Source organism: Granulicatella sp. 572.rep1_STHE (genome assembly GCF_001073445.1).
Lineage (GTDB): Bacteria > Bacillota > Bacilli > Lactobacillales > Aerococcaceae > Granulicatella > Granulicatella adiacens.
Genome location: NZ_JVBO01000030.1, coordinates 74,326 through 95,436, shown reverse-complemented (window position 1 = coordinate 95,436; position 21,111 = coordinate 74,326). Strand labels below are relative to the sequence as shown.

General features: G+C 38.2%; 37 protein-coding genes. All 37 read left to right on the top strand.

The features are described from left to right. The first annotated feature begins 84 nt into the window (after positions 1-84). On the top strand, positions 85-942 hold the full coding sequence (fba, locus tag ADH99_RS07225) for a class II fructose-1,6-bisphosphate aldolase (protein WP_048782841.1): 858 nt from the start codon (positions 85-87) through the stop codon (positions 940-942). A 174-nt stretch (positions 943-1,116) separates the two neighbouring features. Next, positions 1,117-1,383, top strand: a complete 267-nt coding sequence (locus tag ADH99_RS07220; RefSeq protein WP_039849228.1) for a hypothetical protein — start codon at positions 1,117-1,119, stop codon at positions 1,381-1,383. Continuing rightward, positions 1,325-1,621, top strand: coding sequence for a helix-turn-helix domain-containing protein (locus ADH99_RS07215; RefSeq protein WP_244266383.1), 297 nt, complete (start codon positions 1,325-1,327; stop codon positions 1,619-1,621). Before ADH99_RS07220 ends, ADH99_RS07215 begins: the two co-directional genes overlap by 59 nt. Positions 1,622-1,742: 121 nt before the next feature. Further along, on the top strand, positions 1,743-1,976 hold the full coding sequence (locus tag ADH99_RS07210; RefSeq protein WP_049555350.1) for a DUF2922 domain-containing protein: 234 nt from the start codon (positions 1,743-1,745) through the stop codon (positions 1,974-1,976). Between the two features lie 316 nt (positions 1,977-2,292). After that, positions 2,293-2,709: a 30S ribosomal protein S12 gene (gene rpsL, locus ADH99_RS07205; RefSeq protein ID WP_049555349.1), complete on the top strand. Its 417-nt coding sequence runs from the start codon at positions 2,293-2,295 to the stop codon at positions 2,707-2,709. A 36-nt stretch (positions 2,710-2,745) separates the two neighbouring features. Next, positions 2,746-3,216, top strand: a complete 471-nt coding sequence (rpsG, locus tag ADH99_RS07200; RefSeq protein WP_005607491.1) for a 30S ribosomal protein S7 — start codon at positions 2,746-2,748, stop codon at positions 3,214-3,216. Between the two features lie 71 nt (positions 3,217-3,287). Continuing rightward, entirely contained in the window at positions 3,288-5,375 is a 2,088-nt protein-coding gene (fusA, locus tag ADH99_RS07195; RefSeq protein ID WP_049555348.1) for an elongation factor G, read from the top strand. Between the two features lie 155 nt (positions 5,376-5,530). Beyond that, a complete protein-coding gene (tuf, locus tag ADH99_RS07190) occupies positions 5,531-6,718 on the top strand; it encodes an elongation factor Tu (RefSeq protein ID WP_005607487.1) in 1,188 nt (395 codons plus the stop codon). A gap of 421 nt (positions 6,719-7,139) precedes the next feature. Then, positions 7,140-7,448: a 30S ribosomal protein S10 gene (gene rpsJ, locus ADH99_RS07185; protein ID WP_039849279.1), complete on the top strand. Its 309-nt coding sequence runs from the start codon at positions 7,140-7,142 to the stop codon at positions 7,446-7,448. A 25-nt stretch (positions 7,449-7,473) separates the two neighbouring features. Continuing rightward, the gene (gene rplC / locus ADH99_RS07180; protein WP_049555347.1) at positions 7,474-8,106 is read left to right on the top strand and encodes a 50S ribosomal protein L3; all 633 of its coding nucleotides are present in this window, start codon (positions 7,474-7,476) and stop codon (positions 8,104-8,106) included. 25 nt (positions 8,107-8,131) lie between these two features. Further along, a complete protein-coding gene (gene rplD, locus ADH99_RS07175; RefSeq protein ID WP_005607481.1) occupies positions 8,132-8,755 on the top strand; it encodes a 50S ribosomal protein L4 in 624 nt (207 codons plus the stop codon). Beyond that, positions 8,755-9,045 (top strand): 50S ribosomal protein L23, encoded by a 291-nt coding sequence (gene rplW, locus ADH99_RS07170; protein ID WP_005607479.1) that lies wholly within the window; start codon positions 8,755-8,757, stop codon positions 9,043-9,045. Before rplD ends, rplW begins: the two co-directional genes overlap by 1 nt. 43 nt (positions 9,046-9,088) lie before the next feature. Beyond that, entirely contained in the window at positions 9,089-9,919 is an 831-nt protein-coding gene (gene rplB / locus ADH99_RS07165; RefSeq protein ID WP_039849227.1) for a 50S ribosomal protein L2, read from the top strand. A gap of 57 nt (positions 9,920-9,976) precedes the next feature. Further along, complete coding sequence (gene rpsS / locus ADH99_RS07160; RefSeq protein ID WP_005607475.1) at positions 9,977-10,258, top strand: 30S ribosomal protein S19; 282 nt, start codon at positions 9,977-9,979, stop codon at positions 10,256-10,258. 19 nt (positions 10,259-10,277) lie between these two features. Then, on the top strand, positions 10,278-10,634 hold the full coding sequence (gene rplV / locus ADH99_RS07155; protein ID WP_005607473.1) for a 50S ribosomal protein L22: 357 nt from the start codon (positions 10,278-10,280) through the stop codon (positions 10,632-10,634). A gap of 3 nt (positions 10,635-10,637) precedes the next feature. Beyond that, on the top strand, positions 10,638-11,300 hold the full coding sequence (gene rpsC, locus ADH99_RS07150; protein WP_005607471.1) for a 30S ribosomal protein S3: 663 nt from the start codon (positions 10,638-10,640) through the stop codon (positions 11,298-11,300). A gap of 2 nt (positions 11,301-11,302) precedes the next feature. Further along, positions 11,303-11,737, top strand: coding sequence for a 50S ribosomal protein L16 (rplP, locus tag ADH99_RS07145; protein ID WP_005607470.1), 435 nt, complete (start codon positions 11,303-11,305; stop codon positions 11,735-11,737). Then, a complete protein-coding gene (gene rpmC / locus ADH99_RS07140) occupies positions 11,727-11,933 on the top strand; it encodes a 50S ribosomal protein L29 (protein ID WP_005607469.1) in 207 nt (68 codons plus the stop codon). Before rplP ends, rpmC begins: the two co-directional genes overlap by 11 nt. A gap of 24 nt (positions 11,934-11,957) precedes the next feature. Next, complete coding sequence (rpsQ, locus tag ADH99_RS07135) at positions 11,958-12,224, top strand: 30S ribosomal protein S17 (RefSeq protein WP_039849226.1); 267 nt, start codon at positions 11,958-11,960, stop codon at positions 12,222-12,224. Positions 12,225-12,261: 37 nt separating this feature from the next. Further along, positions 12,262-12,630 (top strand): 50S ribosomal protein L14, encoded by a 369-nt coding sequence (rplN, locus tag ADH99_RS07130; protein ID WP_005607465.1) that lies wholly within the window; start codon positions 12,262-12,264, stop codon positions 12,628-12,630. 30 nt (positions 12,631-12,660) lie between these two features. After that, entirely contained in the window at positions 12,661-12,963 is a 303-nt protein-coding gene (rplX, locus tag ADH99_RS07125) for a 50S ribosomal protein L24 (protein WP_048710358.1), read from the top strand. 32 nt (positions 12,964-12,995) lie between these two features. Next, positions 12,996-13,535, top strand: a complete 540-nt coding sequence (rplE, locus tag ADH99_RS07120) for a 50S ribosomal protein L5 (protein ID WP_048710355.1) — start codon at positions 12,996-12,998, stop codon at positions 13,533-13,535. Between the two features lie 27 nt (positions 13,536-13,562). After that, the gene (locus ADH99_RS07115) at positions 13,563-13,748 is read left to right on the top strand and encodes a type Z 30S ribosomal protein S14 (RefSeq protein WP_005607459.1); all 186 of its coding nucleotides are present in this window, start codon (positions 13,563-13,565) and stop codon (positions 13,746-13,748) included. A gap of 32 nt (positions 13,749-13,780) precedes the next feature. Further along, a complete protein-coding gene (gene rpsH, locus ADH99_RS07110; protein WP_005607457.1) occupies positions 13,781-14,179 on the top strand; it encodes a 30S ribosomal protein S8 in 399 nt (132 codons plus the stop codon). Between the two features lie 26 nt (positions 14,180-14,205). Continuing rightward, positions 14,206-14,742, top strand: coding sequence for a 50S ribosomal protein L6 (rplF, locus tag ADH99_RS07105; RefSeq protein ID WP_049555346.1), 537 nt, complete (start codon positions 14,206-14,208; stop codon positions 14,740-14,742). A gap of 66 nt (positions 14,743-14,808) precedes the next feature. Next, complete coding sequence (gene rplR, locus ADH99_RS07100; RefSeq protein ID WP_039849225.1) at positions 14,809-15,165, top strand: 50S ribosomal protein L18; 357 nt, start codon at positions 14,809-14,811, stop codon at positions 15,163-15,165. A 21-nt stretch (positions 15,166-15,186) separates the two neighbouring features. Beyond that, entirely contained in the window at positions 15,187-15,687 is a 501-nt protein-coding gene (rpsE, locus tag ADH99_RS07095; protein ID WP_049555345.1) for a 30S ribosomal protein S5, read from the top strand. Between the two features lie 13 nt (positions 15,688-15,700). Next, positions 15,701-15,880: a 50S ribosomal protein L30 gene (gene rpmD, locus ADH99_RS07090; protein ID WP_005607451.1), complete on the top strand. Its 180-nt coding sequence runs from the start codon at positions 15,701-15,703 to the stop codon at positions 15,878-15,880. Positions 15,881-15,911: 31 nt separating this feature from the next. Further along, on the top strand, positions 15,912-16,352 hold the full coding sequence (gene rplO, locus ADH99_RS07085) for a 50S ribosomal protein L15 (protein WP_039849224.1): 441 nt from the start codon (positions 15,912-15,914) through the stop codon (positions 16,350-16,352). Continuing rightward, positions 16,352-17,650: a preprotein translocase subunit SecY gene (gene secY / locus ADH99_RS07080; protein WP_005607449.1), complete on the top strand. Its 1,299-nt coding sequence runs from the start codon at positions 16,352-16,354 to the stop codon at positions 17,648-17,650. Before rplO ends, secY begins: the two co-directional genes overlap by 1 nt. A gap of 67 nt (positions 17,651-17,717) precedes the next feature. Further along, positions 17,718-18,371, top strand: a complete 654-nt coding sequence (locus tag ADH99_RS07075) for an adenylate kinase (RefSeq protein ID WP_049555344.1) — start codon at positions 17,718-17,720, stop codon at positions 18,369-18,371. A 117-nt stretch (positions 18,372-18,488) separates the two neighbouring features. Next, positions 18,489-18,707: a translation initiation factor IF-1 gene (infA, locus tag ADH99_RS07070; RefSeq protein ID WP_005607446.1), complete on the top strand. Its 219-nt coding sequence runs from the start codon at positions 18,489-18,491 to the stop codon at positions 18,705-18,707. Positions 18,708-18,742: 35 nt separating this feature from the next. Then, the gene (gene rpmJ / locus ADH99_RS07065; protein WP_005607444.1) at positions 18,743-18,856 is read left to right on the top strand and encodes a 50S ribosomal protein L36; all 114 of its coding nucleotides are present in this window, start codon (positions 18,743-18,745) and stop codon (positions 18,854-18,856) included. A gap of 23 nt (positions 18,857-18,879) precedes the next feature. Further along, positions 18,880-19,245 carry a 30S ribosomal protein S13 gene (rpsM, locus tag ADH99_RS07060; protein WP_049555343.1) on the top strand — a complete coding sequence of 122 codons (366 nt, stop codon included), beginning with the start codon at positions 18,880-18,882 and terminating at the stop codon, positions 19,243-19,245. Positions 19,246-19,272: 27 nt separating this feature from the next. Next, entirely contained in the window at positions 19,273-19,659 is a 387-nt protein-coding gene (gene rpsK / locus ADH99_RS07055; RefSeq protein WP_005607440.1) for a 30S ribosomal protein S11, read from the top strand. A 69-nt stretch (positions 19,660-19,728) separates the two neighbouring features. Continuing rightward, a complete protein-coding gene (locus ADH99_RS07050) occupies positions 19,729-20,676 on the top strand; it encodes a DNA-directed RNA polymerase subunit alpha (protein ID WP_049555342.1) in 948 nt (315 codons plus the stop codon). Positions 20,677-20,708: 32 nt separating this feature from the next. Then, a complete protein-coding gene (rplQ, locus tag ADH99_RS07045; RefSeq protein WP_005607436.1) occupies positions 20,709-21,089 on the top strand; it encodes a 50S ribosomal protein L17 in 381 nt (126 codons plus the stop codon). Positions 21,090-21,111: the final 22 nt, after the last annotated feature.

Below are 21,111 nucleotides of genomic sequence, written 5' to 3'. Positions count from 1 at the left end.
ACAAAAGGTGGAAAAATGAAAGGAAATACGCTATAATAAAACCGTTAAAAATAAATGCTGTAAGCATCAAGGAGGAACTAAAACATGAGTCGTTTAGTAAGCATGACTGAAATGTTACAAAAAGCTAAAGAAGGTAAATACGCTGTTGGTCAATTCAATATCAACAACTTAGAATGGACACAAGCCGTTTTAACTGCAGCGCAAGAAGCTAACTCACCAATTATCTTAGGTGTATCTGAAGGCGCTGGTAAATACATGGGTGGTCCTACAGTAGTTTCAGCTATGGTAAATGCATTATTAGATGCAATGAACATCACTGTTCCAGTAGCATTACACTTAGACCACGGTTCTTCAGTAGAAGTATGTAAACAATACATTGACGCTGGATTCAGCTCAGTAATGTTTGACCACTCTCACTTCCCAATCGATGAAAACATCGCATTAACTAAAGAAGTTGTAGAATATGCACATCCAAAAGGAGTTTCAGTTGAAGCTGAAGTAGGTACTGTAGGTGGTACTGAAGATGGCGTAACTGGAGGAATCAACTACGCTGACTTAAACGAATGTGTACGTATGGTTAAAGAAGCTCACATCGATGCTTTAGCAGCAGCGTTAGGTTCAGTTCACGGAACTTACTCAGGTGAACCAGTATTAGGTTTCGATGAAATGTTAGCTATCTCAGAAGCTACAGGTGCTCCATTAGTATTACACGGTGGATCAGGTATCCCAGAATACCAAATTAAAAAAGCAATCGAACGTGGACATGCTAAAATCAACGTTAACACTGAATTACAACAACAATGGACAGCAGCCGTTCGTGCTAAATTAAATGCAGACGCTGGTGTTTATGACCCACGTAAAATTATCAAACCTGGTTTCGATGCAATCGTTAAGATTACAAAAGAAACAATGGACATCTTCGGTTCAACAGGAAAAGCTTAATAATCACTATTTTGAGGCAGGCGATTTCGCCTGTCTCTTTTTAATTAGACCAATAAATATCCACTGGCTAAGCCGGTGGATATTTATTTGAGCAAAATAATACTATAAAAAAGCAAAATTATCATATGTGATAATTATCATATATGATAATTTTAAGGTGTGGAGGTGGGAGAGATGAAGCGCAAGTTTAAAATCGAAAAAGATATGGTAGATCAGCTAGATGAGTATTCATACGAAGAAAAAGTAAAGTATGCAGCCATATTAAAAATACTGCAAGAAGACGGATTAACAGAAGAAATGATTCAAAAATGGGGACGATGGTATAAAGGAAAACAGGGATTGTTAATAAATCTTTCGAAAAATGTTAAGGAGGAGATGGACGATGGAGACGTACCTAACTTCAAAACTTTGCAAGCTTTCATCAGAATATCCGACGTTTGAGTATGATTTAGAAAAGGAAATAATGAAGCAGCGAGTTGCATTACAAATGACTAAGCTACAAACAGTGACAGGACTTTCCTTAGAAGATTTTGCAAAAGAAGTCGACCTTAAAGCATCAAATCTTTCGAGATTGCAGAGCGGAGACCATAATCCAACTATTCTTACTCTGTTGGATTTAGCTTATCGATGTGGATATGATGTAGAAGTGAAAGTAAAAAAGAAAAAAATGCCTAAGTAGCATTACAAAATTACAATTGTTCACAGAAAAAATCTCTTAGAGCATAGCAATTTAACTCCTAAATTTGTTTTTATAAGTGTAAGACTTATTAGATTATGAATAGAAATGAGGAGGGAAAATTATGACACAACATACATTTGTTGAGAAGAAACTGCATTTACGATTCAAAGGGAGTGACAGAAAAACAAAGAACCTGATTATTTCACGTCCTAAGGATAAATTGAAGAAGGATTCAGCTAATATAGCAATGGAGAGTATTATAGGAGCTAAACTTTTTGAAAAAGACGGAGTACAATTGTATGAAGGCCGAAGAGATGCTTATTATAAGACGCGGAGAGTGGATGTTTTTCTTTAACAACAATAAATAATCGAATAAATATCCACCGGCTAAGCCGGTGGATATTTATTTGTGGAGTAAGTTTCTTCTATATAGATTGTACCGAATAAAAGGGAACATTTTCTCTTAAGAAAATTCTTGACGAGTTGAAGGAGAAATGATATTCTATTAGAGGTGCTTTTATACCTGATTCCTGATAAGTAATCAAATCAGTCGTGCTGACTGGTAAGAAGGCCATTTTATGAGACAGCGATGTCTTTTAATTTTTAACAAAAAATGGTCCGCCCGGAAGTGTGGACCAAGAAGAACCCGTTAGGGAAGGAGGAAGAGCTTAATGCCAACTATTAACCAATTAGTCCGTAAACCTCGTAAATCAGCAGTTGAGAAATCAGCTTCTCCAGCGTTAGGTAAAGGCTATAACAGTTTCAAAAAATCACAAACGAATACAAACTCTCCACAAAAACGTGGTGTATGTACTCGTGTAGGTACTATGACACCTAAAAAACCTAACTCAGCGTTACGTAAATATGCCCGTGTACGTTTATCTAACTTAATCGAAGTAACTGCGTACATTCCAGGTATCGGTCACAACTTACAAGAACATAGCGTTGTATTAATCCGCGGTGGACGTGTAAAAGACTTACCAGGGGTACGTTACCATATCATTCGTGGTGCTTTAGACACTGCAGGAGTTAACAACCGTATGCAAGGTCGTTCTAAATACGGTACTAAACGTCCTAAAAACAAATAATAAATAAACACTCATTAAATGAAAGGAGGATTATAAATGCCTCGTAAAGGTCCTGTCGCAAAACGTGATGTATTACCTGATCCAATTTATAATTCAAAACTAGTTACTCGTTTAATCAACCGTTTAATGGTAGATGGAAAACGTGGTAAAGCTGCAACAATCTTATATAACGCATTTGATATCGTTAAAGAAAAAACTGGAAACGATCCAATGGAAGTTTTCGAACAAGCTATGAAAAACATTATGCCTGTTCTTGAAGTTAAAGCTCGTCGTGTAGGGGGTTCTAACTACCAAGTTCCTGTGGAAGTTCGTCCAGACCGTCGTACTACATTAGGTTTACGTTGGTTAGTAAACTACTCACGTCTACGTGGTGAAGACACAATGGAAGTTCGTTTAGCTAAAGAAATTATGGATGCTGCGAACAACACTGGTGCTTCTGTTAAGAAACGTGAAGATACACATAAAATGGCTGAAGCGAACAAAGCGTTTGCTCACTATCGTTGGTAAGATTAAAAAGGTTTTTCAACCTTTTTGGTCTCACTTATTGTTAGAAATATAGAAAGAGGTGTAGAACGAAGATGGCAAAAAGAGAATTCTCTCTTGAAAATACTCGTAATATCGGTATCATGGCCCACATCGATGCAGGTAAAACTACAACGACTGAGCGTGTACTTTATTACACTGGTAAAATCCACAAAATTGGTGAAACTCACGAAGGAGCTTCACAAATGGACTGGATGGAACAAGAACAAGAACGTGGTATCACTATTACATCTGCTGCTACAACAGCACAATGGAAAGGCCACCGTATCAACATCATCGACACTCCAGGGCACGTGGACTTCACAGTTGAAGTAGAACGTTCTCTACGTGTATTAGATGGTGCGGTAGCTGTACTTGATGCTCAATCTGGGGTAGAACCTCAAACAGAAACTGTATGGCGTCAAGCTACAACATACGGAGTTCCACGTATCGTATTTGCAAACAAAATGGATAAAATCGGTGCTGACTTCTTATATTCAGTACGTACAATCCACGAACGTTTACAAGCAAATGCACACCCAATTCAATTACCAATCGGAGCTGAAGACAACTTCACTGGTATCATTGACTTAATTAAAATGAAAGCTGAAATCTATACAAATGACTTAGGTACAGATATCCAAGAAACAGATATTCCTGAAGATTTACAAGATTTAGCTGAAGAATGGCGTGAAAAATTAGTGGAAGCAGTTGCTGAAACTGATGAAGAATTAATGGAACGCTATTTAGAAGGTGATGAAATTACAGAAGCTGAATTAAAAGCAGCTATCCGTAAAGCTACATGTGCGGTAGAATTCTACCCAGTATTATGTGGTTCTGCCTTCAAAAACAAAGGGGTACAATTAATGTTAGATGCAGTAGTTGACTACTTACCATCTCCATTAGATGTTCCTTCAATTAAAGGTATCGACCCTAACACAGACCAAGAAACAGAACGTCATTCATCTGATGAAGAACCATTCTCAGCATTGGCCTTCAAAGTTATGACTGACCCATTCGTAGGTCGTTTAACATTCTTCCGTGTGTACTCTGGTACTTTACAATCAGGTTCATACGTTAAAAACTCAACGAAAGGTAAACGTGAACGTGTAGGACGTATCCTACAAATGCACGCGAACTCTCGTCAAGAAATTCCAGAAGTATTCTCAGGAGACATCGCTGCTGCAGTTGGTCTTAAAGATACAACTACAGGGGACACATTATGTGATGAAAAAGCTGAAGTTATCTTAGAATCAATGGAATTCCCTGATCCAGTTATCGAGGTTGCTATTGAACCTAAATCAAAAGCTGACCAAGATAAAATGGGTATTGCTTTACAAAAACTTGCAGAAGAAGATCCAACATTCCGTGCTTACACTAACCAAGAAACTGGTGAAACAGTTATCGCTGGTATGGGTGAGTTACACTTGGATATCATCGTTGACCGTATGCGTCGTGAGTTCAAAGTAGAAGCTAACGTAGGTGCTCCTCAAGTATCTTACCGTGAAACATTCCGTGCTTCTACACAAGCTGAAGGTAAATTCGTTCGTCAATCAGGTGGTAAAGGTCAATACGGTCACGTATGGATTGAATTTACTCCTAACGAAGAAGGCGCTGGATTCGAATTCGAAAACGCTATTGTCGGTGGGGTCGTTCCTCGTGAATACATCCCTGCAGTTGAAGCTGGATTGAAAGACGCTATGGAAAACGGGGTATTAGCTGGTTATCCATTAGTGGACATCAAAGCTAAACTTTATGATGGAAGCTACCATGATGTCGATTCATCTGAAACAGCCTTCAAAGTTGCTGCTTCTATGGCATTGAAAGCTGCTGCTAAGAAAGCTCAACCTGCTATCTTAGAACCTATGATGGCTGTTGAAATCACAGTTCCTGAAGAATACTTCGGAGATGTAATGGGACACGTTAACGCTCGTCGTGGACGTGTTGAAGGTTCTGAAGTTCGTGGTAACGCACAAATCGTTAAAGGTATGATTCCTTTATCAGAAATGTTCGGTTACGCAACTACATTACGTTCTGCAACACAAGGTCGTGGTACTTTCAGTATGACATTTGACCACTATGAAGATGTTCCTAAGAGCATTGCAGAAGAAATCATCAAGAAAAATGGTGGTAACGGAGAATAATCTCCACCCCATTTGATAACTACCAAATGAACGCTATCGACTGGTTATGTCAGTCATAACCAGTTGATTTTTAAGAGAGTTCTTTGGTATAATTACAATCGGTAGATACTGTTATAGAATCTAACAAAACTCAATTAATAGGAGGAATCATTTAAATGGCAAAAGAAAAATTTGACCGTTCAAAACCACACGTTAACATTGGTACAATCGGCCACGTTGACCACGGTAAAACAACATTAACTGCTGCTATCACAACTGTTTTAGCTAAGAAAGGTTTCGCGCAAGCTCAAGATTACGGTTCAATCGATAAAGCTCCAGAAGAACGCGAACGTGGTATCACAATCAACACTTCTCACGTTGAGTACGAAACTGACACTCGTCACTACGCTCACGTTGACTGCCCAGGACACGCGGACTACGTTAAAAACATGATCACTGGTGCTGCTCAAATGGATGGTGCTATCTTAGTAGTATCTGCAGCTGATGGTCCAATGCCACAAACACGTGAACACATCTTATTATCACGTCAAGTAGGTGTTCCTTACATCGTTGTATTCTTAAACAAAGTTGACATGGTTGACGATGAAGAATTATTAGAATTAGTAGAAATGGAAGTTCGTGACTTATTATCAGAATACGATTTCCCAGGCGATGACACTCCAGTTGTTGCAGGTTCTGCTTTACGCGCTTTAGAAGGCGACGCTTCATACGAAGAAAAAATCTTAGAATTAATGGCTGCTGTTGACGAATACATTCCAACTCCAGAACGTGACGTTGACAAACCATTCATGATGCCAGTTGAAGACGTGTTCTCAATCACAGGTCGTGGTACAGTTGCTACAGGTCGTGTTGAACGTGGACAAGTTCGTGTTGGTGACGAAGTTGAAATCGTTGGTATTTCAGAAGAAACTTCAAAAACAACTGTAACTGGTGTTGAAATGTTCCGTAAATTGTTAGACTACGCTGAAGCAGGGGATAACATTGGTACATTATTACGTGGTGTTACACGTGACAACATCGAACGTGGACAAGTTCTTGCTAAACCAGGAACAATCACTCCACATACTAAATTCAAAGCTGAAGTTTACGTATTAACTAAAGAAGAAGGTGGACGTCATACTCCATTCTTCTCAAACTACCGTCCTCAATTCTACTTCCGTACAACAGACATCACTGGTGTTTGTGTGTTACCAGAAGGCGTTGAAATGGTAATGCCTGGTGATAACGTAACTATGGAAGTTGAATTAATTCACCCAGTAGCGATCGAAGCTGGTACTAAGTTCTCTATCCGTGAAGGTGGACGTACTGTAGGTGCTGGTTCAGTAGCTGCTATCGAAAAATAATTTTTTAAATTAAATTTTCAAGACTATCCTTTTTGGATAGTCTTTTTTTATTAAAATTTTTTAAAATAAAATGTCAGACAATTGGAAGCGGAAATCAAAAATAAGGCTAAACACTTAAAAACGTTGATTTAACAACATTTGTAAAGATTTTAAACCAAAATGAAACACACGGGCGCGTGTGCATAAATAAATGTTGTTAAATCAACGGTTTTCACTTGCAATCAAAAAGAGAATCTTGTATACTATTAAAAGTGCCGCAGAGGAATGTAAATTTTGAAGCAGCATACCCCCTCTTAAATTAGGAAGGGGAGCTATGAAACGAGAGGTTGCGACACGCCCGGACGCTTTGCCACGAAAGGGTTAAGTCGGAAATTCGCGTGGAGCTAGTCTTATGACAACATTAGACGAAGGAGGAAAGACAATGGCAAAACAAAAAATCCGTATCCGTTTGAAAGCTTACGAACATCGTGCGCTTGATCAATCAGCGGAAAAAATCGTAGAAACAGCAAAAAGAACTGGTGCTAGCGTAGCTGGTCCAATTCCATTGCCAACAGAAAGATCGCTTTACACAGTTATTCGTGCGACTCACAAATATAAAGATTCTCGCGAACAATTTGAAATGCGTACACACAAGCGTTTGATCGACATCGTTAATCCAACGCCAAAAACTGTTGATGCCTTAATGAAGCTTGATTTACCAAGCGGTGTTGACATCGAAATCAAATTATAATAAATAGAAAAATGGAGGTGTAACCATGACCAAAGGAATCTTAGGCAAAAAAGTAGGGATGACTCAATACTTTACAGAAGCAGGTGAACTTATTCCTGTAACAGTAGTTGAAGTAACTCCAAACGTTGTTCTTCAATTAAAAACAATCGAAAACGACGGTTACGAAGCTGTTCAATTAGGTTTCGACGACTTACGTGAAGTTTTATCAAATCGCCCTGCTAAAGGTCATGTAGCAAAAGCAAATGCTACTCCTAAGCGCTTCATTCGTGAATTCAACAATGTCGAGCTTAGCGAGTACGAAGTAGGACAAGAAATTACAGTTGATGTATTCAAAGCAGGAGACATCGTTGACGTAACAGGTACATCTAAAGGGAAAGGTTTCCAAGGTGCTATCAAACGTCATGGACAATCTCGCGGACCAATGGCTCACGGTTCTCGTTACCACCGTCGTCCTGGTTCAATGGGTGGAGCATCATTCCCATCACGCGTTTTCAAAGGTAAAGCATTACCTGGACAAATGGGTGGCGACCGTATCGCTATTCAAAACTTAGAAGTAGTGAAAGTTGATGCAGAACGCAATGTAATCTTAATCAAAGGTAACGTACCTGGATCTAAGAAATCATTAGTAGAAATTAAAACAGCAATTAAATCTAAATAATAAATAGGGAAGGAGGAACGAGAGAATGACAAAAGTTACATTATTTAAACAAGATGGAACAACAAACGGAGAAATCGAATTAAACTCAGATATCTTCGGAATTGAACCAAATGAAAATGTAGTATTCGACGCAGTAATCATGCAACGCGCTTCATTACGTCAAGGAACACACGCTGTTAAAAACCGTAGTGCAGTAAGCGGAGGCGGCCGTAAACCATGGCGCCAAAAAGGAACTGGTCGTGCTCGTCAAGGATCAATCCGTTCACCACAATGGCGTGGCGGAGGTATTGTATTCGGACCAACACCTCGTTCATATAGTTACAAATTACCTAAAAAAGTACGTCGCTTAGCGATTAAATCAGTATTATCACAAAAAGTATTGGATAACAAGCTTGTTGTAGTGGAAGCATTACAATTTGACGCACCAAAAACTAAAGAGTTTGCACAAGTATTGTCTAACTTAAACGTAGATACAAAAGTGTTAGTAGTTGTAGAATCTTCAAACGATTTCGCATTATTATCAGCTCGTAACATTCCAAACGTAACAATCGTTGACGAAACAGATGTTACTGTATTAGACGTTGTAAACAACGACAAACTATTATTCACAAAAGCAGCTCTTTCTAAAGTAGAGGAGGGACTTCAATAATGGATGCACGTGACGTAATCAAACGCCCTATCATTACTGAAGCTTCAATGCTTGCTACTGACGAAAAGAAATACACTTTTGAAGTTGATGTACGTGCTAACAAAATTCAAGTACGTCAAGCCGTAGAAGAAATTTTTGGTGTTAAAGTTGAAAAAGTTAACATCTTAAATGTACGTGCTAAATTCAAACGTGTTGGCCGCTACGGTGGTTACACTAACAAACGTCGTAAAGCAATTGTGAAGCTTACAAAAGATTCAAAAGATATTCAATTATTCGCTGAAGAAGCTTAATCTTCAGAATGAAAAACTACTATTATAATAGGAGGAAATAGACGTGGCGATTAAAAAATATAATCCAACCTCAAACGGCCGTCGTAATATGACAGGTTATGACTTCAGCGAAATCACAAAGTCAACACCAGAAAAAACTTTGTTGGAATCATCAAAAAACAACGCTGGTCGTAACAGCCAAGGTAAAATCACTGTACGTCACCAAGGTGGCGGACACAAACGTGCTTACCGTGTGATCGACTTCAAACGTAACAAAGATAACGTTGAAGGTGTCGTTCACTCAATCGAGTACGATCCAAACCGTACAGCAAACATTGCATTAATTCACTATGTAGATGGTGTTAAAGCATATATCATTGCTCCAAAAGGTTTACAAGTAGGACAACGTATCGAATCAGGAGAACATGCTGATATTAAAGTAGGTAATGCTTTACCATTAGCAAACATTCCAGTCGGTACTGTAATCCACAACATTGAAACAAAACCAGGTAAAGGCGGACAATTAGTTCGTTCAGCTGGTACAAGTGCTCAAGTACTTGGTCAAGAAGGTAAATACACTTTAGTTCGTTTGAACTCAGGTGAAGTTCGTATGATTCTTTCAACTTGCCGCGCTACAGTTGGTACAGTTGGTAACGAACAACACGAATTAATTAACTTCGGTAAAGCAGGACGTTCTCGTTGGAAACGTAAACGCCCAACAGTTCGTGGTTCTGTAATGAACCCTAACGATCACCCACACGGTGGTGGTGAAGGTCGCGCTCCTATCGGACGTCCAACACCTGTATCTCCATGGGGTAAACCAGCTCTTGGATACAAAACTCGTAGCAAGAAAGCTCGTTCTAACAAGCTTATTGTTCGTGGTCGTAAAAAATAATTAATAACTAGATAACAAATCTGATTCTATTAAATTCTTGGAAGGAGGATTTCCGTAATGGGTCGTAGTTTGAAAAAAGGACCTTTCGTCGATGAACATTTGATGAAAAAGGTTGAAGCTGCTCAAGGTAGCGACAAAAAAGTTGTGATCAAAACTTGGTCTCGCCGTTCAACAATTTTCCCAAACTTTGTTGGACAAACAATTGCTGTATATGACGGCAGAAAACATGTTCCAGTTTATATTCAAGAAGACATGGTAGGACATAAATTAGGTGAATTTGCACCTACAAGAACATACCGTGGTCACGTGAATGACGATAAGAAATCTAAACGCAAATAACGAGGGGAGGACTTGAAAAATGTCAGAACAAATCACATCTGCTAAAGCAGTTGCTAAAACAGTTCGTATTGCACCTCGTAAAGCTCGCCTTGTTGTCGATCTAATTAGAGGTAAAAAAATCGGTGACGCAATTTCAATCTTGAAATTCACACCACGTTCTGCATCACCAATCGTAGAAAAAGTTTTAATGTCTGCAATTGCTAACGCTGAACACAATTTCGACTTAGATGTTGAAAACTTATATGTAAGTGAAGCTTACGTGAACGAAGGGCCAACAATGAAACGTTTCCGTCCACGTGCTAAAGGTTCAGCTTCACAAATCTTAAAACGCACAAGCCACATCACTGTAGTGGTATCAGAGAAGAAGGAGGGATAATCAGTGGGTCAAAAAATTCATCCATTAGGAATGCGTGTCGGAATCATCCGTGACTGGGATTCAAAATGGTACGCAGAAAAAGATTTCGCAGAATTCTTGCATGAAGATTTAAAAATCCGTGATTATATCCGTAAACAATTAAACGAAGCTAGCGTTTCAACTATTGAAATTGAACGTGCTGCTAATCGTGTTAATGTTTCAATCCACACAGCTAAACCAGGTATGGTAATTGGTAAAGGTGGATCTGAAGTAGATAAATTACGTACAAACTTAAACAAACTAACAGGTAAACGAGTTCACATCAACATTGTTGAAATCAAAAAACCTGATTTAGATGCTAAATTAGTTGCTGAAGGAATCGCTCGCGACTTAGAACGTCGTATCGCTTTCCGTCGTGCACAAAAACAAGCAATCCAACGTACAATGCGCGCTGGTGCTAAAGGAATCAAAACTATGGTTTCAGGTCGTTTAAACGGTGCTGATATCGCTCGTTCTGAAAGCTATTCAGAAGGAACAGTTCCATTGCATACATTACGTGCGGACATTGACTACGCATGGGAAGAAGCAGATACAACATACGGAAAATTAGGTGTTAAAACTTGGATTTACCGTGATGAAGTATTACCAACAAGAAAGAACAAAAACTCTGAGAAAGGAGGGAAATAAACATGTTAGTACCAAAACGTGTAAAACACCGTCGTGAGTTCCGTGGAAAAATGCGCGGGGAAGCTAAAGGTGGTAAAGAAGTAGTATTCGGTACATACGGTTTACAAGCAACAGAATCTCACTGGATTACAAACCGTCAAATCGAAGCAGCACGTATCGCTATGACACGTTACATGAAACGTGGTGGGAAAGTATGGATCAAAATTTTCCCTCACAAATCATACACAGCTAAAGCTATCGGGGTTCGTATGGGTTCTGGTAAAGGGGCACCTGAAGGTTGGGTAGCACCAGTTAAACGCGGTAAAGTGATGTTCGAAATCGCTGGCGTATCAGAAGAAGTAGCACGCGAAGCTTTACGTTTGGCATCACACAAATTGCCAGTTAAAACAAAATTTGTGAAACGCGAAGAAAATGGTGGTGAATCGAATGAAGGTTAATGAACTTAAGAAAGAACTTAAAGGGTTATCCACTGCTGAACTTGTTGAAAAAGAAAACGAATTAAAACAAGAACTATTCAACTTACGATTCCAACTTGCTACAGGGCAATTAGAAGGTACAGCACGCATTCGTGAAGTACGTAAACAAATTGCGCGTATCAAGACTGCATTGCGTCAAGAAGAATTGCAAAAATAATCATCAGCAAAGGAGGCAATGAACATGACTGTAGAACGTAACCAACGTAAAGTATATCAAGGACGCGTTGTTTCAGATAAGATGGACAAAACGTTAGTAGTTGCAATTGAAACTTACAAACGTCACTCAACTTACGGTAAACGTGTTAAATATACGAAAAAATTTGTAGCTCATGATGAAAATAACTCAGCAAAAGTTGGGGACATTGTTAAGATTATGGAAACTCGTCCATTGTCAAAAACAAAACGTTTCCGCTTAGTTGAAATTGTTGAAGAAGCAGTAATTATTTAATTTCAATTGTGTATACATTTGAAAGGAGGAACCAATAGTGATTCAAACAGAAACTCGACTAAAAGTGGCTGACAACTCAGGCGCTCGTGAAGTGTTAACAATTAGAGTTCTAGGCGGATCTGGCCGCAAAACAGCTAATATCGGTGACGTAATCGTTGCATCCGTTAAACAAGCAACACCAGGTGGAGTTGTTAAAAAAGGGGATGTCGTTAAAGCTGTAATCGTTCGTACTAAATCAGGTGCACGTCGTAAAGACGGTTCATACATTAAGTTCGACGAAAATGCATGTGTAATCATTCGTGATGACAAGAGCCCTCGTGGAACACGTATCTTTGGACCAGTTGCACGTGAATTACGTGATAACAACTACATGAAGATCGTTTCATTAGCTCCAGAAGTATTATAATTCTCATCAAAATCGAAGGAGGTGTAACACATGCACGTTAAAACTGGTGATATCGTAAAAGTAATCTCAGGTAAAGACAAAGGTAAAGAAGGAAAAATCTTAAAAAGTTTTCCTAAGAAAGACCGTGTAATCGTTGAAGGTGTTAACATTGTTAAGAAACATCAAAAACCATCTCAAGCGAACCAAACAGGGGGAATCGTTGAAGTGGAAGCTCCAATTCATGTTTCAAACGTAATGTTCGTAGACCCAACTACAGGTAAAGCAACTCGTACAGGCTTTAAAGTAGAAAACGGTGAAAAGGTACGTGTACCTAAAGGTCGTAATAAAGCATAATTCAGTAATTTGAGGAAGGAGGACCATCCTGCATGAATCGCTTAAATGCAAAATACAAAAACGAAGTAGTACCTTCATTAATTGAAAAATTTAACTACAAATCAGTTATGGAAGTACCAAAAGTAGAAAAAATCGTTATTAATATGGGTGTTGGTGATGCAACATCTAACGCTAAAAACTTAGAAAAAGCAGTTGAAGAGTTAACATTAATCTCTGGTCAAAAACCAGTTGTAACAACTGCGAAGAAATCAATCGCTGGTTTCCGTTTACGTGAAGGTATGCCAATCGGAACTAAAGTTACTTTACGTGGTGAACGTATGTATGACTTCTTAGACAAGTTAGTAACAGTTTCATTACCTCGTGTACGTGACTTCCGTGGGATTTCTAAAAAATCTTTTGATGGACGCGGTAACTACACATTAGGTGTTAAAGAACAATTAATCTTCCCAGAAATTGACTACGATCGCGTAGACAAAGTTCGTGGTATGGATATTGTTATCGTAACAACAGCTAATACAGACGAAGAAGCAAAAGAATTATTAACTCAACTTGGAATGCCTTTCCAAAAATAAAAATTAAACTCACAGGAGGCGAGTAGTTTGGCTAAAAAATCAATGATCGCAAAGAACAAACGTCCAAAAAAATATTCAACTCAAGAATATACTCGTTGTGAACGTTGTGGTCGACCACATTCAGTTTATCGTAAATTCAAACTTTGCCGTATTTGTTTACGTGAGCTTGCCTATAAAGGGCAAATCCCAGGAATGAAGAAAGCAAGTTGGTAATCATTACTACTTGATAAAGGAGGTACTCATTAATGGTTATGACAGATCCAATCGCGGATTTCTTAACTCGTATTCGTAACGCGAACATGGTTCGTCACGAATCACTAGAAGTTCCGTCATCAAACATGAAAGTTGCTATTGCAAACATCTTAAAATCTGAAGGATTCATCAAAGATTTCTCAGTTGAAGAAGATGGCAAACAAGGCATCATGAAAGTGTTCTTGAAATATGGAAAAAATAACGAACGTGTAATCACAGGATTGAAACGTATTTCTAAACCTGGTTTACGTGTTTATGCTAAAACAGGTGAAGTTCCTAAAGTATTAAATGGTTTAGGAATTGCAATTGTGTCAACATCTGAAGGTGTTATCACAGATAAAGAAGCAAGAGCTAAAAACGTAGGTGGAGAAGTTCTAGCATACGTTTGGTAATCTAGAAAATAAGGAGGTGCAGCCAAGTGAGCCGTATCGGAAATAAACCAGTCGTTATTCCTGCAGGAGTAACAGTAGACTTAAAGGACAATACAGTTACTGTAAAAGGTCCTAAAGGTGAATTAACTTATACATTCAACCAAAACATTTCTTTAGAACAACGCGAAGGTGAAGTAGTATTCACTCGTCCAGATGATTCAAAAGAAAACAAAACAATCCACGGAACAACTCGCGCAGTATTCAACAACATGGTAGTTGGTGTTACTGATGGATTCCAAAAAGAATTGGAATTAATCGGGGTTGGGTATCGTGCTCAATTACAAGGTAAAAAACTTGTATTAAACGTTGGATATTCTCATCCAGTGGAGTTTACTCCAGAAGAAGGTATCGAAATCGAAGTTCCTTCAAATACAAAAGTAATCGTTAAAGGTTATGACAAACAAAAAGTTGGCGAATTAGCTGCTAACATTCGTGGCGTACGTCCTCCAGAACCTTATAAAGGTAAAGGAATTCGTTACGTTGATGAATTTGTACGTCGTAAAGAAGGTAAAACAGGTAAATAATTTTAGTGATTATTTACCTTTTGTTGCGCTTGATGCAGCATGATTAATTAATAAGAGGTGAAAATTGTGATTACAAAACCAGACAAAAATAAAGTGCGTCAAACTCGTCACGCACGTGTTCGTCGCAAAATTTCTGGTACTGCTGAGTGCCCACGCTTGAACGTTTTTCGTTCTAACAAAAACATCTACGCTCAATTAATTGATGACGTAGCGGGTGTGACGCTAGCAAGTGCCTCTACTTTAGATACTAATGTAGAAAACGGAACAAAAACTGAGGAAGCTTCTGCTGTAGGTAAATTAATCGCAGAACGCGGACTTGAAAAAAATATTAAGAAAGTAGTCTTTGACCGTGGTGGATACTTATACCATGGACGTGTAAAAGCTTTAGCTGAAGCAGCACGTGAAAATGGACTAGTATTCTAGGAAAAGGAGGATCCACAATTCATGGTTAAAGTTGATGCAAGAAACTTAGAATTAGAAGATCGTGTTGTTGCGATTAACCGCGTTACAAAAGTTGTAAAAGGTGGACGTCGTTTACGTTTTGCTGCTTTAGTAGTTGTCGGTGACCATAATGGACATGTTGGTTTCGGTACTGGTAAAGCTCAAGAAGTACCAGAAGCTATTCGTAAAGCTATTGAAGATGCTAAGAAAAACCTTATTGAAGTTCCAACTAGTGGTTCTACAATTCCTCACGAAGTTATCGGTCGTTTCTGCGGTGGTAACGTATTGTTAAAACCAGCTCAAGCCGGTTCAGGAATTGCTGCAGGTGGACCAGTTCGTGCCGTTGTTGAATTAGCAGGTATTTCAGACGTAACTTCAAAATCTTTAGGTTCTAACACACCAGTTAACATGGTTCGTGCTACAATCGAAGGATTAAAACAATTAAAACGTGTTGAAGATGTTGCTGCTTTACGTGGCAAATCAGTTGAAGAACTTTTAGGATAAGGAGGACATTATAATGGCAGAATTAAAGATTACTTTAAAGAAAAGCTTGATTGGACGTCCTCAAAACCAAATCGATACTTGTAAAGCATTAGGCTTAACAAAAATTCGTTCAACAGTTGTTAAACCAGCTAACGTAGCAATTAAAGGTATGGTTAACACAGTTTCACATTTAGTGGATGTTGAGGAAGTTTAATTTAAAACTTATAAGAGGAGGTGCCCAGAACATGAAACTTCATGAATTACAACCAGCTGAAGGTTCTCGTAAAGAACGTAACCGTGTTGGTAGAGGTCAAGGTTCAGGAAATGGTAAAACTGCTGGACGCGGAAGCAAAGGTCAAAAAGCTCGTTCAGGCGGTGGCGTTAGATTAGGATTCGAAGGTGGACAAACTCCATTGTTCCGTCGTATTCCAAAACGTGGTTTCCAAAATATTAATCGTAAAGAATATGCAGTTGTAAATCTTGAAACATTAAATCGTTTTGAAGATGGTCAAGAAGTAACTGCGGCTGTACTAGTTGAGGCTGGTATCGTTAAAAACGAAAAAGACGGTATCAAAGTGTTAGCTAATGGTAAACTTGAACGTAAGTTAACTGTAAAAGCAAATAAATTCTCGCAAGCAGCAAAAGAAGCTATTGAAGCTGCAGGTGGAACTGTAGAGGTGATCTAATGTTCACTCTACTAAAAAATGCTGTTCAAATGAAGGAAATTAGAAATCGTCTATTATTCACATTGATGATTCTAATTATCTTTCGTATTGGATCACAAGTAACGGTTCCTGGTGTAAATGCTGGAGCAATTCAAACATTTGCAACTACAGGAATCTTCGGGTTGTTAAATACATTTAGCGGTGGTGCGTTATCAAACTTCTCATTATTCTCAATGGGAGTTTCACCATATATCACTGCTTCGATTGTTGTTCAATTGTTACAAATGGATCTCTTACCGACATTCGTTGAATGGTCTAAACAAGGGGAAGTAGGTCGTCGTAAATTAAATACAGCAACGAGATATTTAACAATTGTGATTGGATTTTTCCAAGCTTATGCAATTTCATTCGGATTTAACGTTTGGTCAAATTATGGCCTAATTAATAATCCAGGAATTAAAACATTTTTAATGATTGCGCTTGTGTTAACAGCTGGTTCAATGTTCCTTACATGGTTAGGGGACATGATAACCGTTAAGGGGATTGGAAATGGTGTTTCTGTTCTAATCTTCGCAGGTATCGTAGCAAGAATGCCGCATGATATTTATGAATTCTATGTAAAACAAATTCAAGGTCGTGCAGACACTGAATTATATCGTGCAATAGGATTCACGGTTGCATTGATTGTAGCGATTGTTTTAGTCGTTATGTTAGTAGTTTATATTGAGCAAGCACAACGTCGCTTACCAATTTCCTACTCAAAACGTGCAACAGGATCAAGTGAAACATCTTGGTTACCATTAAAAATCAACTCTGCAGGGGTAATTCCTGTTATCTTTGCTAGTTCATTTATGACATTACCATCAACGATTTTAAGTCTTTATGCTAATGATCATAGTGAGTCTGGCTGGTACCAAATTGCAACTAACATTTTTGATTTTACTAAGCCTGCTGGTGCAACATTATACACAGTGTTAATTGTTGTATTTACATTCTTCTATGCTTTCGTTCAGGTAAACCCTGAGAAAGTAGCAGAAAACTTACAAAAATCTGGTGGTTACATCCTAAGTGTTCGTCCAGGTAAAGATACTGAATCATTTGTTTCAAGTACATTACTACGATTGAGTACAGTAGGTGCTCTTTACTTAGGAGGTATTTCAATTCTTCCTATGGTGGCTGCAGCATTGTGGAACTTACCAAGAGGATTGATGCTAGGTGGTACAAACCTTCTAATCGTTGTCGGGGTTGCTTTAGAAATCAGCCGTCAAATTGAAGGTCGTACGATTAAGCGTAAGTATAAAGGATTTATTGAGGAATAACGGATTGATTGACAAGATGCAGAAATGCGTTTTGTCAGTTCCTCAGTTATGATTCTAGGAGGCAACTATGAACATTATTTTAATGGGCTTACCTGGTGCAGGTAAAGGCACTCAAGCTGAAAAGATTGTTGCTACATACGGAATTCCACATATTTCAACAGGAGATATGTTCCGTGCTGCTATGCAACAACAAACTGAATTAGGTCTTAAAGCTAAATCATTCATGGATAAAGGCGAATTAGTACCTGATGAAGTGACAAACGGCATTGTAAAGGAACGTTTACAACAAGCCGATACAGAAAAAGGATTCTTATTGGACGGTTTCCCACGTACTCAAGCTCAAGCGGAAGCACTTGATAAAATCATGCAAGATTTAAATCGCTCAATTGATGCAGTGATTAATATTGAAGTGAACCCTGAGATCTTAATGCAACGTCTAACAGGAAGAATTATTTGTCGTAACTGTGGATCAACATATCACAAAACAAATAATCCACCTAAAGTAGAAGGAACATGTGATCGTTGTGGGTCTCACGATTTTTACCAACGTGAAGACGATAAGCCTGAAACAGTGGAAAATCGAATTCAAATTAATATCGAACAATCAAAACCAATCTTAAACTACTATAAAGCAAAAGGCATATTACGTAATGTAGATGGCGAAAGTGGAATTGACAATCTATTCCAAACGATTCAATCAATTATGGGAGAACCTCGCTAAACTCTGCCTGTTATCTTGCATTTATTGTAGCTGAAATGGTATACTTAGAAAGTTAGATAACGGTAGAAGTCCGTCAAATAATCCGTAAAAACTTATTACAAGTAAGGAGGATAAGACATGGCAAAGGAAGACGTAATTGAAATTGAAGGTATTGTTAATGAAACATTACCAAATGCGATGTTCAAGGTCGAACTTGAAAATGGTCATGAGGTTTTAGCGCATGTGTCTGGAAAAATCCGGATGCACTACATTAAAATTTTACCAGGCGATAAAGTTACGGTTGAATTATCACCGTATGATTTAACGCGTGGAAGAATCACGTATCGCTTTAAATAATGGACTCCGTTAATGAAATAGAGGAGGGAACTTAAATGAAAGTTAGAGCATCAGTAAAACCAATTTGCGAAAAATGTAAAGTTATTAAACGCAATGGTAAAGTTATGGTGATTTGTCAAAATCCCAAACATAAACAACGTCAAGGATAATATATAAGGAGGTACTCATTAGTATGGCTCGTATTGCAGGTGTGGATATTCCACGTGAAAAACGTGTTGTTATTTCTTTAACCTATATTTACGGTATCGGTGTTACTACTTCAAAACAAATTTTAGCAGCTGCTAATGTAAATGAAGATACTCGTGTTCGCGATTTAACGAATGATGAGTTAGACCGTATCCGTGCTGAAGTGGATAAACTAAAAATTGAAGGTGACTTACGTCGTGAAGTGAACTTGAACATCAAACGTTTGATGGAAATCGGTTCATACCGTGGAGTTCGCCATCGTCGTGGTTTACCAGTTCGTGGACAAAATACAAAAAATAATGCTCGTACTCGTAAAGGCCCAGCTAAGGCTATTGCAGGTAAGAAAAAATAATTTAGAGAAGAAGGAGGTTAATTCTTCATGGCAAAGAAAGTTGTACGCAAACGCCGCGTGAAAAAGAATATTGAATCTGGTGTAGCACACATCCGTTCAACATTTAATAATACAATTGTTATGATTACAGACGTTCATGGTAATGCTGTTTCATGGTCTTCTGCAGGTGCTTTAGGATTTAAAGGTTCTAAAAAATCAACACCATTTGCTGCTCAAATGGCTGCTGAATCTGCTGCAAAAGGTTCAATGGAGCACGGAATGAAAACTGTAGAAGTTTCTGTTAAAGGTCCTGGTTCAGGTCGTGAAGCTGCTATTCGTTCATTACAAGCTACAGGTTTAGAAGTGACAGCAATTCGTGACGTAACACCAATCCCTCATAATGGATGTCGTCCTCCAAAACGCCGTCGTGTGTAATGGATTGTTATTGTTGAATTTTGTCGGACAATCGCACATTGAACGAACGTTTTGAAAGGGGTAAAAAACATGATCGAAATTGAAAAACCAAAAATTGAGACGATTGAAGTCAGCGAAGATGCAAAATTTGGTAAATTCGTTGTTGAGCCACTTGAACGCGGTTATGGTACTACCTTAGGGAATTCATTACGCCGAATCTTATTATCGTCACTCCCTGGTACTGCAGTAACAGATATCCAAATGGATGGCGTTTTACATGAATTTTCAACAATAGATGGCGTAGTTGAAGATGTAGCTGCAATCATTTTAAATATTAAAAAAATTGCGCTTAAATCTTTCGGTGAAGATGAAAATAAAGTATTAGAAATTGATGTTAAAGGACCAGCAGTTGTAACTGCAGGCGATATCAAACACGATAGCGACATTCAAGTTCTAAACCCTGATTTATACATTTGTACAGTAGCAGAAGGTCATCACTTCCATGTTCGTATGAACGCTAAAAATGGTCGTGGGTATGTTCGCTCTGATTACAATAAATCTGAAAATATGCCAATTGGTGTTATTCCAATTGATTCTATTTATACTCCGATTAGTAAAGTGAACTACCAAGTAGAGAACACTCGTATTGGTCAAAAAAATGTTTATGATAAACTAACTCTTGATGTATGGACAGATGGTTCTATCGCACCTCAAGATGCTATTAGTTTAGCAGCTCGTATTTTAACAGAACACTTGAATATTTTTGTTAACTTAACAAATGAAGCACTTCCTATGGAAATCATGGTCGAAAAAGAAGAAACTCAAAAAGAACGTCTTCTTGAAATGACTATTGAAGAATTAGATTTATCAGTTCGTTCTTATAACTGCTTGAAACGTGCTGGAATTAATACAGTTCATGAATTAACAAGCAAATCAGAAGCTGAAATGATCAAAGTTCGTAACTTAGGTCGTAAATCTCTTGAAGAAGTAAAACAAAAACTAATCGATTTAAATTTAGACTTACGTCGTGAAGACTAATAGAAACTCTTAAGAAGGAGGAATATTATAAAATGGCTTATCGTAAATTAGGACGTACAAGTTCACAACGTAAAGCGTTACTACGTGACTTGACAACAGACTTAATTATTAACGAACGTATCGTTACTACTGAAGCTCGTGCTAAAGAAATTCGTTCTACTGTAGAAAAAATGATTACTTTAGGTAAACGTGGTGACTTACATGCTCGTCGTCAAGCAGCTGCATTTGTTCGTAACGAAGTTGCAGATGTTCGTGAAGAAGGCGAAAAAATCGTTGTTGAAACAGCGTTGCAAAAATTATTTAATGATTTAGCTTCTCGTTACAACGAACGTCAAGGTGGATACACTCGTATTCTTAAAACAGAACCTCGTCGTGGCGATGCTGCACCAATGGTTATCATTGAATTAGTTTAATATAACATTCAATCGAACACTT